This window comes from Amycolatopsis sp. cmx-4-83 (assembly GCF_046548815.1).
GTDB lineage: Bacteria > Actinomycetota > Actinomycetes > Mycobacteriales > Pseudonocardiaceae > Amycolatopsis > Amycolatopsis pretoriensis_A.
The window spans coordinates 169,113-182,653 of record NZ_JAEBEF010000005.1; the positions used below are offsets into that span (position 1 = coordinate 169,113).

The 13,541-nt window shown below is 74.7% G+C and carries 7 protein-coding genes; 2 read left to right on the forward strand and 5 right to left on the reverse strand.

The genetic code is table 11. The features are described 5' to 3' along the window. Positions 1-24 precede the first annotated feature (24 nt). Together ACLJQM_RS16520 and ACLJQM_RS16525 are read left to right on the forward strand one after the other, a co-directional pair. Positions 25-960 (forward strand): ATP-binding cassette domain-containing protein, encoded by a 936-nt coding sequence (locus ACLJQM_RS16520; protein ID WP_247019409.1) that lies wholly within the window; start codon positions 25-27, stop codon positions 958-960. Next, positions 957-1,790 carry an ABC transporter permease gene (locus ACLJQM_RS16525; RefSeq protein ID WP_410631928.1) on the forward strand — a complete coding sequence of 278 codons (834 nt, stop codon included), beginning with the start codon at positions 957-959 and terminating at the stop codon, positions 1,788-1,790. Before ACLJQM_RS16520 ends, ACLJQM_RS16525 begins: the two co-directional genes overlap by 4 nt. Here the strand turns inward: ACLJQM_RS16525 and ACLJQM_RS16530 are convergent. From ACLJQM_RS16530 to ACLJQM_RS16550, 5 genes are read right to left on the reverse strand one after another with little or no spacing between them, the layout of a single operon-like run. Further along, a complete protein-coding gene (locus tag ACLJQM_RS16530) occupies positions 1,787-2,914 on the reverse strand; it encodes a glycosyltransferase (RefSeq protein ID WP_410631929.1) in 1,128 nt (375 codons plus the stop codon). The two genes, ACLJQM_RS16525 and ACLJQM_RS16530, sit on opposite strands and share 4 nt — an antisense overlap. Further along, positions 2,890-3,666: an alpha/beta fold hydrolase gene (locus ACLJQM_RS16535; protein ID WP_247019405.1), complete on the reverse strand. Its 777-nt coding sequence runs from the start codon at positions 3,664-3,666 to the stop codon at positions 2,890-2,892. Before ACLJQM_RS16535 ends, ACLJQM_RS16530 begins: the two co-directional genes overlap by 25 nt. Then, a complete protein-coding gene (locus ACLJQM_RS16540; protein ID WP_247019403.1) occupies positions 3,654-3,944 on the reverse strand; it encodes a phosphopantetheine-binding protein in 291 nt (96 codons plus the stop codon). The genes ACLJQM_RS16535 and ACLJQM_RS16540 overlap by 13 nt, the downstream gene beginning before the upstream one ends. Beyond that, positions 3,941-7,777, reverse strand: coding sequence for a beta-ketoacyl synthase N-terminal-like domain-containing protein (locus tag ACLJQM_RS16545; protein ID WP_410631930.1), 3,837 nt, complete (start codon positions 7,775-7,777; stop codon positions 3,941-3,943). Before ACLJQM_RS16545 ends, ACLJQM_RS16540 begins: the two co-directional genes overlap by 4 nt. Beyond that, positions 7,771-13,533 carry an SDR family NAD(P)-dependent oxidoreductase gene (locus tag ACLJQM_RS16550; protein ID WP_410631931.1) on the reverse strand — a complete coding sequence of 1,921 codons (5,763 nt, stop codon included), beginning with the start codon at positions 13,531-13,533 and terminating at the stop codon, positions 7,771-7,773. The genes ACLJQM_RS16545 and ACLJQM_RS16550 overlap by 7 nt, the downstream gene beginning before the upstream one ends. Positions 13,534-13,541: the final 8 nt, after the last annotated feature.

The following is a 13,541-nucleotide window of genomic DNA, read 5'->3' on the forward strand; positions in this document are numbered from 1 at the left end:
CCGAAAGTAGGGGAAGGAGCGGCCATGAACCAGCCGGTCATCGCCGTGACCGACCTCGCGAAGCAGTACGGCGAAGTCACCGCGCTCGCCGGGATCAGCCTGACCGTCGCCCGCGGCGCGGTGCTGGCGGTCCTCGGCCACAACGGCGCCGGGAAGACCACGCTGATCGACATCCTCAGCACCCGCGTCCGGCCGAGTGCGGGCACGGCCCGCGTGTGCGGCTACGACGTCGTGCAACGCGGGCGCGCGGTCCGGCGGCGGATCGGGGTGACCGGCCAGTTCGCCGCGGTCGACGACGCCCTGTCCGGGCGCGGGAACCTCGTGCTGATCGCGCGGCTGCTGGGCGCCAAACCGCGGCAGGCGCAGGCACGGGCCGCCGAGCTCATCGCGTCCTTCGGCCTCGAAGACGCCGCCGACCGGCGGGCCGGCACGTATTCCGGCGGCATGCGGCGGCGGCTCGACCTGGCCGCGGGCCTCGTCGGCGCGCCCCAGGTGCTGTTCCTCGACGAACCGACGACCGGGCTGGACCCGGTGAGCCGGTCCGGGCTGTGGTCGATCGTGGAAGGGCTCGCGGCGCGCGGCACGACCGTCGTGCTCACCACGCAGTACCTCGAAGAGGCCGACCGGCTGGCCGACCACGTCGTCGTCCTCGGCCTCGGGCACATCACGGTGTCCGGGACGCCGGCGCAGCTCAAGGGGCGCCTGGGCAACCGGACGGCGACGCTGACGTTCGGCACCGAGCTGGCGCTGCAGCGGGCCGTGGACGCGTTGTCCCGCTTGGGAATGGCGGCCGGGCGCACCGGGCTCGTCCTCGCCGTGCCGCTGACCGGGCCCGGCGACATCCCCGTGCTGGTGCGCGCGCTCGACACGGCGGGCGCGCCGCTGCGGGACCTGACGGTGACCGAGCCGACGCTCGACGACGTCTACCTGTCCCTGCACCGGACGGCGGTCGGCTGGTGACGCAGGCACGGCACCGGGCGGCCGTCTCCGCGCTCGGCGATCCCACGGCGTGGCCGGAATCCGGCTTCTGGACGCAGGTCCGCGTGCTGGCCGGCCGTTCGCTGCGCACGGCGTTCGGCGACCGGCGGCTGGTCTTCTTCGGACTGTTGCAGCCGGTGGTCCTGCTGTTGCTGTTCAGCCAGGTGTTCAGCGGCGTCGGCGCCCTGCCGGGCGTGGCGGCGTACCAGGGTTACGTGAACTTCCTGGTGCCGGCGACGCTGGTGAACATCGCGATGACGACGGCGATGAGCTCGGGCGCGGGCCTGCTGGCGGAGATCTACGGCGGCTTCACCGGCCGGCTCCGCTGCCTGCCCATTTCGCTGGTCTCGGTACTGGTCGCCCGCACCCTGGCCGACTCCGCGCGGCTGGCCGTCCAGCTGGTGGTGACGGCGCTGGCGAGCGTGCTGTTCCTCGGCTTCCGCCCGGCGGGCGGCGTGCTGGGTCTCGGGCTGGCGCTGCTGCTGACGCTGGTGGTGGGCTGGTGCCTGAGCTGGGTGTTCGTCGCGATCACGACGTGGCTGCGCAAGGCGGAAACCCTGCAGGCGGCGTCGTTCGTGGTGATGTTCCCGCTGATGTTCTCCTCGAGCGCGTACATGCCGCTGGACACGATGCCGGCGTGGGTCCGGGCGGTCTCGGCGGTCAACCCGCTGACGTACGCGATCGACGCGACCCGCGCGCTGGCTTTGGCCCGCCCGATCGGCTGGTCGGTGCTGACGGCCCTGGTGATCGCGGCGGTGGCCGCGGTGACGGGCTCGACCCTGGCCGCCCGCACCTTCCGCAATCGCGGCTAACCCAGTGCCTCCAGGTGGGTTGCCGCTTCCTCCGCGCCACCCGCGGCCTCGAAGGACTCCCGGATCTTCTCGGCCCCAGGCCGGTACTGCCCGGCCGCTTCGATCGCCCGCCGGAGATCGCCCGCCTTGGCGCGGTCGAACCGCACACGCACCCCTGCCGACGCCGCGACCACCTGCTGGGCCAGCATCGACTGGTCGTCCCGGATCGGGGCCACCACCAGCGGGACCCCGGCGGAAAGCGCTTCGCACACCGTGTTGTGCCCGCCGTGGCAGACCACCACCGACGCGCGCGCGAACACCGCCACCTGCGGGATCCGCCGGGCCAGCGCGACACTTTCACTGATCAGGCGCCCGGAGGGATCCACCACCAGCCCCTGCACGTCCGGCATCCCGGCCAGCGCGTCCACGCTCTCGGCGAGAAACCGCGCTCCGGCCGCCGCGTTCGACGTCCCCAGCGTCACCACGACCAGCGGCCGATCGTCCACAGGGGACCACTCACCGGGCGCTGAAGGCAGCGCCGGGCCGACGTAGGACACCGGCACCGCCAGCCGGGATTCGCCGGCCAGTGCCCGGGTCGTGAACGCCAGCACCAGGTGCGGGGAGAACCTCAGGTCGCCGAGCAGCACGCCGTGCCGGGCGCGCAACCCCGCCTGCAGGTCGTCCACCCAGGACGCGATCTTCGGCAGCGAGCCCAGCGGGTCGGCCAGCTCGGTCGACGTCGACGCCGACGTCGCCCACGGCAGCCCGCACCGCGCGGCCACCAGCGCGCCCGCCATCGCCTGCTGGTCCACCACGACGACGTCCGGCTGGAACACGGCGACGGCCGCCAGCACGCCGGGCACCATCGCGTCCGCCAGCGGGACCAGGTAGGACTCCCACAGGTACTTCAGCGCCGCGAACCCGCGCAGCTCCGGTGGCCGAAGCGCCAGCGAGAACGGCGCGGAGTCCCCGGCCGGGAAGACCCGGCCGGGGACCACTGTGGACAGTGCGGGCACCGGGCCGCACCAAGCCACGGAGTGCCCGCGCGCCTCCAGCGCCGAAGCCACCCCGAGCAACGGCGCCACGTGCCCGGCCAGCGGCGGGACGACCAGCAGGAACTTCACGCCGCGTGCCGATCGATCCACTTGAGCACCAGCTCGCGCACCTCGCGGTGCTGCTCCACCAGCACCGAGTGCCCCTGCCCCTCGAAGACGTGCAGCTCGCCGTTCGGCAGCAACGACGTCAAGGCTTCGAGGTCGTCGGCCTGGTAGCCGTGACTGCCCAGGATGGACAGCACCGGGCAGCCGATCGCCGCCACCTGGTCCCAGGTCAGCAACGGCCCGAGCGGCACCTCCTCGGCCATCTTCGTCGACGTGATCCGCTCGGCCGCCAGCCGCGCCAGCCGCCGGTGGTGCGCGCTGAAGTTCGCCTCGATCCAGTCGAAGCTCTCCTCCACCTGCAGGAACCGCATGGTGTGCGCGAGGATCTCGCTCATCTTGCCCGCCCACACCTCGGTCGCCGGCTCGGACTCGATGCACACGATGCTGCGGACCCGCGAAGGGTTCGCCACGGCGTAGCTGTAGGCGAGCGTGCCGCCGAAGCTGTTGCCCACCAGGTGCACCGGCCGGTCGACGGCCAGCTGCACCAGCAGGTCGTCGAGGTCGGCGACGAAGTCCCCGAGCGTGTACCCGTGCACCGGGCGCTCGGTCTTGCCGTGCCCGCGCAGGTCGTAGCTGATCACGTCGATGCCCGCGGCCGCGACCGGCGGCGCCAGCGTCAGGTAGAAGCTGGCCAGGCTGTCGGTGCCCATGCCGTGCAGGAACACCACGGTCTCGGTGCCGCCGGCGGGGACGAGCTGCACGTTGGTGCGCAGCCCGTTGACGGTCATCGTGGGCACGTGCGCTCCCCCACGAACCGGGCGATGTCGCCGACGGTCAGGCCGATGACGTCGTCGAGGTCCTTCTCCGCCAGGTGTTCGGCGAGGTTGACGTCGGCGCCGAAGTGCTCGGCGAGGATGCTCGCGAAGGTCACCAGGTCGATGCTCTCCAGCTGCAGGTCCTCGTGGAACGTCGTGTCGGGCGTGATCTCGATGCCGAGCACCTCGGCGTCGCCGACGAGCTCGGCGAGCAGCTCGGCGACGACGTCGAACGTCGCGGACGCGTGGTCGGTGGTCATGGCGTGCTCCTGTGGTGTGCGATGGCGGTCTCCCCGGTCAGCTCGACCGTGACGGCGGAACGCGGCAGGTCCCGGTGCCTGCCGGACACCGTGCCGTCGTCGTGGACGCGGATTTCCGCCGGGTACACGGGTTCGGCGAGCCGGGCCCGGACGGCGTCCTTGGCGGCGATGCGCCGCAGCAGCCAGCCGCGCTGCTGCCGCGGGGGCACGGCGGCGAACTCGGCCCGTTCCTCCGCGCTGAGGTAGATCCCGGCGTAGATGTCCCGCGCGGCGACCGTCGGCCAGCGGTCGGTGACCGCGACCGAGCCGTCCTCCCGCCGTTCGGACAGCAGGTTCTCCGCGGGGAAGGCGTAGACGCGGTGGGCCGCGCGGTCGCACGGGAACCGGACGTCCCGCCAGCCTTCGATGCTCGCCAGCACCCGCCCGTCCCGCAGCAGCTCGGCGTCCATCTCGAGGACCTCGGGCCGCGGCAACCGGACGCGCACCAGGCACTCCAGCCGCGTCCCCGGCCCGGGTTCCGGCCCGTGCCAGGTGAGCCTGCCGATCGAGCGCGGGAACGCGAGGAGGTCGTCGGACCGGGTCGCCATCAGCCAGCAGCCGAGCAGCTGGCCGACGTTGTCGAGCAGCCCGCCGGGCGCGGACGGCACGACCAGTTCGCCGCGGATGTGCTGCTCGCCGAGGCCGGTCAGCCGGGCCAGGCCCTGGTACGCCGGGCCGTGGAACATCTCGCGCCGCTCGTAGATCTCGGCCGCGCTCAACGGCGGCGCGGTCTCCGGCCCGGGCACGGCGGCCCGCGACGGCGGTGGAGCGAACACGCCCACCTCGACGGTCAGCAGCGCGTACGGTCCGATCTCGACGGTGACGCGGTCGCCCTCGCGGCTCAACGACAACGGCACCCGCTGGGCGGGCGAAGCGATCAGCCAGCGCGAGAACACCGCGTCCCGCACGGCCACCGCCTTCGTGCCCGGCCAGGTGCGTTCGACGGCCCGGCAGGCGAGGTCGACCAGCGTCGTCGCGGGCACCACCGGCCGGAAGTCGGCCTCGTCGGGCCAGCCGTCGCGCTGCCGGAAGAACCGGTGGTCGCGCAGGTACGGCATCGCGTCGAGCGAGACGTCCACAGTGGACTCGATCCGCCGGCGCGCGGCCGCCGCGACGACGTCCGCCGCGGTCCGGCGGGTTTCGGTGAGCAGCGCGGTGAACTCGGCGACGATCGCGTCCGACACGCCCGCCGGCAGCTCCGGCGGCGCCGCGGTGTCCAGCAGGCCCCGGGCCGATTCCCCCAGCGACAGCAGGGGTTTCCCGGTGTTGAGCCGGATCCGCCGCGGTTCCAGCGCCGTGAAGTCGGGGTCGCCGCCCTCGGTCCACAACGCGGTCGCGACCCGCCGCAGCTGCGCGAGCCCGGGCCGGGTGCCGGACGCGGCCGCGACGACCAGGTGCCGCCGCTCACCGAGGGTGTCGGTGACGAACGAGCCGAGCTGCCCGGCGCCGACCTGCACGAACGCCCGGAACCCGGCGTCGTGCAGCGCCTCGGTCAGCTGCCGGAAGCGGACCGGGCGCAGCAGGTGGTCGAGGTAGAGCCGGCGGACGTCGGCGGCGGCCGACGGGTACGGCCGCGCCGTAGTCGCCGACCACACCGGCACCGCCGGCGCCAGCAGGTCCAGGTCCGCGACCAGCCGCGCGAACGGCGCGAGGTGCGGTTCCAGCAGCGGCGTGTGGAAGCCGGACCGGAACGGCAGCGTCCGGGCCACGATGCCGAGCCCGCGGCAGCTCACCGCGAACTCCGCGACGGCGTCCGGCGGACCGCACACGATGGTCTGCCGCGCCGCGTTCTCGTGCGAGATCACGAGGTCGCCGGTGAGCAGCTCGGTCACCCGCGCGGCAGCGCAGCCCAGCACCAGGTAATCCGCTTCGGGCAGCTCGAACCCGCCGGGCCAGTACCGCTCCAGCAGGTCCGGCTCGGCCCGGTACATCCCGGCGGCCTGCATGGCCGTCCACTCGCCCGCGCTGTGCCCGGCGAGCGCGTCCGGGCGGATCCCCAGCCGCCGCAGGGCGTGGTCGAGCAGCAGCCCGGTCGACGACACGCTGGTGGCCCGCGCGGGCACGGTCGCCGTCGACCACTGTGGACGGTCGAGGCCGAAGTGCCCGGCCACGTCGTCGAGGCGCGGCTCGGCGTCGGCCTCCAGGCCCGGGTAGAGGAACGCGGTCTTCCCGCCCGGCAGCACCGGGTCGAGGCTGCACCAGACGTCGCCACCGCCGTGCCACGACCGGCCTTCGGCCGCCACCTTCGCGAGCACGCGGCGGGCCGTGGCCAGCTTGCGCTCGTCCGCGCCGACGATCCCGAGCCGGCAGGGCCCGTCGCCCCCGCCGGGCTCGTCGAGCCGCTCCAGCAGCGCTTCCGGCGTCGCCGCGGCCAGCCGCAGCACGCGTTCCGGCTCGTCGACGCGGACCCGCCGCTTCGGCGCCGGGTCCCCGGCTTCGAGCACGACGTGCGCGTTCACCCCGCCGAAGCCGAAGGCGTTGACCGCGGCCACGCGCGGCAGGTCACCCCACGGCTCGGCCTCGGCCAGCACCCGGAACCGGGTCTTGTCCAGCAGCGGGTTCGGGTCGGCGCAGTGCAGCGTCGGCGGCAGGACCCCGTGGTGCAGCGCGAGCGCGACCTTGACGAGCCCGGCGACCCCGGCGGTCGGCAGCGTGTGCCCGATCATCGACTTGACCGAGCCGATCACCGAACGCGACCCGCTCGCCTGGCCGAAGACGTCGGCGACGGTGGTCAGCTCGGCGGCGTCGCCCGCGGGCGTGGCCGTGCCGTGCGCTTCGAGCAGGCCGATCCCCGCCGGGTCCAGCCCGTCCCACGCGCGCCGCAGGGCGAGGGTCTGCCCGGCGACGGACGGGCTGAGCAGGCTCGCGCCCCGCCCGTCGCTCGACGTGCCGCTGCCGCGGATCACGGCGTACACGCGATCGCCGTCGCGGCGGGCGTCGGCCAGCCGCTTGAGCACGACGATCGCGGTGCCCTCGCCGATGAGCATGCCGTCGGCGGCGCGGGAGAGCGGGCTGATCCGCTGGCTCGGCGACAGCGCGCCGAGCTGGGTGAACAGCGCCCACAGCGTGTCGTCCTGCGTCTGGTGCGCCCCGCCGGCCAGCACGGCGTCGCAGCGGCCGCGGGTCAGCTCGCCGATCGCCTGGTCGACCGCGACCAGCGAGGACGCGCACGCGGCGTCCACCGTGTACGCCGGGCCGCCGAGGTCGAGCCGGTTCGCGACGCGGGCCGCGGCGAGGTTCGGCACCAGCCCGGCCGCGGTCTCCGGCCGGAACTCGCCGAGGGGTTCCAGCAACGCGGTCCGCAGCCGGTCGAGGACGTCTCGGCCGGCCGAGGGCAGCAGCTCGCCGACCGTGCGGGTGATCTGCCGGACGGTGCGGACGCGCTGGTCGAAGCCCTGCAGCCCGGGCGAGAGGTACCCGCCGCGGCCGAGCACGACGCCGATCCGCTCGGGGTCGCCGAGCCGGCCGAGACCGCCGGCGTCCCCGACCGCCGCCACCGCGACGGCCAGCGCCGTCAGCTGGTCCGGCTCGGTGCCGTCGAGCGACGTCGGCGGCACGCCGTGCGCGACCGGGTCGAAGTCCAGGGTCTCCGCGGTGAAGCCGCCGCGGCGGCCGTGGGTCCGGTCGGGCGCGCCGCCGCCGTGGCCGTGGAACGCGGGGTCGCGGCGGTGCGGCGGGATCTCGGTGACGGCGTCGGTGCCCGCCACCAGGTTCCGCCAGTACTGGTCCACAGTGGACGCACCGGGCAGGAACACACCCAGCCCGACGATCGCCACCGGCTCCTGGCTCACCACAACGACGCCGTGTACAGCACCGCGCGGTCCGTGCCGTAGGCGAGTTCGCGCAGCAGCGCCGCGACGCCCTCGTCCGCGTCGAGCAGGCCGACGTCCCGGCGTTCGTACTCGCGCGCCAGCTCCGGCGAGACCATGCCGCCGTGGTCGGCCGCGGGCGCCCACGGTCCCCAGTGGACGGTCACCGCGCGGCCCGGGCAGGTCCTCGCCAGCGACTCCAGCGCGTCGTTCGCGGCGGCGTAGTCGGTCTGGCCGCGGTTGCCGAGCACCGCGGCGATGCTGCCGAAGAAGGTGACGAACCCGGGCTCGGCGCCGGTCTCCGCGAGCGCGGCGAGCAGGGTGCGCGCCCCGTCCACTTTGGTCTCGAAGACGGTCCGGAACGACCGCTCGTCCTTGTCCGCCATGAGCTTGTCGTCGATGACGCCCGCGGCGAACACGACGCCGTCGATCCGCCCGCCGAGCTCCTTGACCAGCTGGTGCACGGCTTCGGGGTCCCGCACGTCGAGCGACCGGTAGGCGGGGTCGCCGCCGGCCGCGCGCACCTCGTCGAGCGTGCGCCCGATCTCGCGCTGGGCCAGCACGGTCCGCACGCGGCGCTCGATGCCGGCGACCGAACCACCGCGCCCGGCCAGCACCGCCCGCATCGCGGCGGGGTCGGCGGGCAGGTCGTCCGGCTCGCCCGGCCACGGCGTGCGCCCGGCGAGCTCGATCCGGCAGCCGGAAGCGGCGAACGCCACGGCCGCGCGGGCGGTGATCCCGCGGGCACCGCCGATCAGGAGGACCACCGAGTCCGGGCCGAGGCCCAGCGCGGCGAGTTCGCCGCCGCCCGGCCCGGCGCCGGAGTAGGCGATCGAGCCGAGGCCGGCGGGCCGGGGCTCGATCGTGAACCGGCCGCGGTCGTCGTGGCCGACCACCGAAGGCCCGTCGCTGAGGGCCTCGTCGACCAGCACCTTGGCGACGTCCTGCGTGACCTCGACGAGCCGGGTGCCGCCGTCGCGTTCCAGCGCGGCCGACCGGACCAGGCCGCGCAGCCCCGGCACCGCGTCCGGCTCGGCCGCCACGAGCACGGTCCCCCGCAGCGCCTTGAGCCGGGCGAACACGTCCGTCAGGTCGCGGGCGAGGAGCACGGTGATGTCCGCGTCCCCGGCGACGACCGCCGCCCCGGCCGCGGCGAACGCGGCCGCCACGGCAGGGTCGTCACCGACCACCGCGACGGACTTCCCCGGCAGCCGCGCGGGATCCGGGTCGAGCGGCACCGGCACCCGGTCGAGCCGGTACCGGGTCGGCGCGGTGGCCGCCGGCGTGGGGCTCAGCCAGCTCTCCAGGTGCGCGGTCAGCGCGTCGGCCGTCCGGTCGCGGCTGAGCTGGTCGGTCCGGTCGTCGGCCGGGAGCCCCAGCCGGGACAGCAGCGTGCCCGCGATTTCGGTGCGCTTGATCGAGTCGATCGACAGGTCGGCTTCGAGGTCGAGGTCGCCGGCGATCATCTCGGCCGGGTAGCCGGTGCGCTCGCTGATCACGCCGATCACCGTGCCCAGGACGTCGGCCGGCGGTTCGGCCACCGGTTCGGGTTCCGCGTGCACCACCGGTACCGGAGCCGGAGCGATCGCGGGCGCGGGCGCCGGGACGGGTGTGCTGCCGAGGTAGCCGAGCATCACTTCCCGTTGCGCCGCAACGAGTTCGCGGGTGGTGCGCAGGAAGTCGACGACCGCCTGGTCGCGGCCGGGAGCGGGCTGGGTCATGGCGGTACTCCGGATTCGTCGGGCCGGGGGCAAAGCGGGGACTTCGGCGCCGGGTGCGCGGGCGGAGCGCCCGTCCACGGCCCACGCGGTGGGCGAAGGCGCCGGGGGCCGCGCGCGCCGGAGGCGATCGGTGCGGACGTCGACCCCGGCGGCGGCGAGCGCCGCCAACGCGGCCAGGAAGCCGTCGAGGCCGGGGCCGCAGGCGACGACGGTGTGCGGGCGGTCGCCGAGGATCTCCGCGACCAGCCGGGACAGCACCCGGCCGGGCCCGGCCTCGACGAACGTCCGCGCGCCCGCCACGTACATCGACTCGATCTGGTCGAGGAACCGGACCGGGGCGCCGATCTGGGCGGCGAGTTCGGCCTTGACGTCGTCGCCGTAGGGCGCCGCGGTGCGGTTCGCCCACACCGGCAGCTTCGGGTCCACAACGGACTCCCGGGCTAGTTCCGCGGCGAAGACGTCGCCCGCCGCGGCGACCAGCGGGCTGTGGAACGCGCAGGCGACCGGGATCCGCTTGGCGGCGAACCCGGTCTCGCGCAGCCGCCGGATCGCGCGTTCGACGGCGGCCACCGAGCCGGAGAGGACGACCTGCTCGGGCGCGTTGTGGTTGGCCACCACGACGTCCGGGCCGATCAGGGTGGCGGTCAGCGCGTCCCGCGGTGCCTTGACCGCGGCCATCGCGCCGGGCTCGGCGACCTCGGCGATGGCCCGCGCGCGAGCCCGGCTGAGCCGCAGCAGCGTCTCGCTGTCGAACGCGCCCGCGACCGACAGCGCGACCAGCTCGCCGTAGCTGTGCCCGGCCAGGAAGTCCGGGCGGACGCCGACCTGCGCCAGCAGCCGGGCGACCGCGGATTCGACGAGCCCGAGCGCGGGCTGCGCCACCTGCGTGTCGGTAAGGGCTTTCTCCTGCTCCTGGACGGCGCCGGTGTCGAACACCCGCGGCGGGAACGCTTTCCCGGCGACGTCGGGGGCGAGCTTCAGCGGCTCGGCCAGCTCCGGGAAGTGCACGAACAGCTCGGCGAGCATCCCGGGGCGCTGACTGCCCTGCCCGGGGAAGAGGAACGCGATCTTCCCCGGGTCGGCGTCGGCGCGCCGGATCCCGGCAAGGGCTTTCTCGGCGCCTTCGGACCAGTCGCGCGGGCCGTGACGGCGGTCCGGGGCGACCGGGCCGGCCCCGAGCACGGCGTGGAAGTTGGTGCCGCCGAAGCCGAACGCGCTGACCCCGGCCAGCCGGGCCGGCTCGGCCCACGGCCGGGCCGCGGTGGTGAACGTGAACGGGCTGGCCGCCGGGTCCCAGGCGGCGTTCGGCCGGCTCAGGTGCAGCGTCGGCGGGACGACCTCGTGCCAGAGCGACAGCGCCGCCTTGATCAGGCCGGCCAGCCCGGCCGCGCACTTCGTGTGCCCGATCTGGCTCTTGACCGACCCGAGCACGCAGCTGCCGGGCGCGGCACCGGCGTCGGCGAAGAACCCGGTCAGCGTGCGCAGTTCGGTCGCGTCGCCGACGACCGTGCCCGTGCCGTGCGCCTCGACGAGCCCGACGTCCACCGGGGACACCCCGGCGTCGCGGTAGGCGCGGTCGAGGGCGCGGTACTGGCCTTCCGGACGGGGCGCCGTCAGGCCGAGCGCCTTGCCGTCGCTGGCCGCGCCGACGCCCTTGACCACGGCGTAGATCCGGTCGCCGTCGCGCTCGGCGTCGGCGAGCCGCTTGAGCACCAGGCACGCGACGCCCTCACCGAGCGCGATCCCGTCGGCGGCGGCGTCGAACGGGCGGCAGCGGCCGGTCGGCGAGAGCGCGCCCGCCGAGGTGAACATGAGGTAGTCGTGGATGCCGTTGTGCAGGTCGACCGCGCCGCAGAGGACGAGCTCGCTCGTGCCGGCGCGCAGTTCTTTGGTGGCCAGGTCCAATGCGGCCAAGGACGAACCGCAGGCGGCGTCGACGGTGTAGTTCGCGCCGCCGAGGTCGAGCCGGTTGGCGATCCGGCCGGAGATGACGTTGGCGAGCGTGCCGGGGAAGGTGTCCTCGGTGGGTTCGGGCAGCTGCGCCAGGAGTTCTGGCGGCACCTCGTCGAGGTAGCCGTCGAGCAGGGACCGCAGGGTGCCCGCGTTGGCGAGGTCGCCACCCGCTTCCGCGCCGAACACGACGCTCGTGCGCTCGCGGTCGAAGTCGCGCCCGGCGTACCCGGCGTCTTCCAGTGCCCGGCGGGCGGTCTCCAGCGACACCAGCTGGGCCGGGTCGATGCTGCCCATCGCGGACGGCGGGATGCCGAAGTCGAGCGGGTCGACGGCCACCGGTGGCAGGAAGCCGCCCCACTTCGACGTCGACTGTCCGAAGTAGACTTCCGGGTCCCAGCGCTCCGGCGGCACCTCGGTGACGGCGTCCTCACCGCGCAAGATGGTCGACCAGAACGCTTCGAGGTCCGGGGCGCCCGGGAACGTGCAGGCCATCCCGATGACGGCGATGTCCCCGGTGGCCTCCGCCGGGACGGGCTCTTCCGGGCGGGTGAACATTTTCCCGGCCGCTACCTCGCGGTGCAGCTGCGCGATCGTCGTCCGGCGGTCGCGCAGCACGGCGACCTCCCCGGCCATGAACATCCCTTCGGCGAGCTGCGTTTCCTCGTCGACCACCGCCCCGCCGTGGCGGACGCCCTTGCTCGCGACGCGCAGCCGTCCGGTGTTCAGCTCCTCCAGCCGCTGCCAGGCTTCCTGCGCGGGCATGTCTCGCAGGTTCGCTTTGACCTGCTCGAATTCCGCGGTGTACGGGCTCGGCAGGCAGCGCGTGCGGTGCCCCGGCGCGGTCTCCAGGGTGACGGTGGTGCCGGCTTCGATCGCCCGCCGCTGGAACAGGTCCGTGATCGCGCCGTGCGTCACGGCTTCTTCGGTGAAGAGGTAAGCGGTGCCCATCAGCACGCCGACGGCGTCGAGCGGCGCGGCCATCGCCCGGACCACGGCGGCGGACCGGGCGTCGTGGATGCCGCCGGCGAACAGCACTTCGACGTCCTTGGCCGCGCCGAGCACGGCCAGTTGTTCCTCCCACAGCTCGAAACTCGGGCGCGGGCCGACGTGCCCGCCGCATTCGGCGCCCTCGAAGACGAACCGGCGGACGCCGGCGTCGAGGTACTGGCCGAGCAGGATCGGCGACGGCACGTGCACGAAGGTCGCGATCCCCTCGGCCTCCAAAGCCCTGGCCTGCCCGGGTTTCCCGCCCGCGATCAGCACGCACCGCGGCCGGGCGGCCCGGATCGCGGCGAGCTGCGCGGCCCGCAGTTCGTCCGGGACGAAACCGAGGATCCCCGCGCCCCACGGCCGGTCGCCGAGCAGCTCGGCGGTGCGGCTCAGGAGTTCGGTGGTGCGCGGGCCGTTCGCGGTGGCCACGGCGACGAACGGGAACCCGCCGGCGTCGGCGACCGCGGCCGCGAACCCGGGCTGGTCGCTCACCCGGGTCATCGGGCCCTGGACCACCGGGAGCGCGGTGCCCAGCGTCCGCAGCAACCGGTCCGGCGGCGGCACCGCGGGCACGGCGGCACCGGTGATCCGGCGCACGTCCGATTCCACAGCGTTCAATTCCACTGTGGACTTCGTGACCACGCCGGCCGCACCGCCCGCCAGCGCGCCGACGGCGGTCCGCGGCCCGGCCACCGTCCCCCACACCGGCACGTCGAAGGTGCTCAGGAGCTGTTGCAGCAGAACGAAGTCACTCAGCTCGCCACCGCGCGCGACCAGTCCGAGCGCACCGCCGCGCACCGCCTCGGCAGCCGTGGTCACGTCACCGACTTCGGCGAGCGCACCCGCCCACGGCGCTTTCGTCCGGACGCCGAAGGCCGCGCCGGCGGGCAGCGGGCCGTCCGTGCGCACAGCGTAGGGCACGCGGACCCGGGCCGCGACCAGAGCCACGGCCGCCGGATCGGCGCCGTCGAGCACACCGAGGCCGCCACCGCGGGCGACCGCGGCGACGGCGTCCGGGTCGCCGATGCCCAGGCAACGCAGCCGTCGAACGTGCGACGGCGGGACGAGCTCGGCCATCGTCGGAC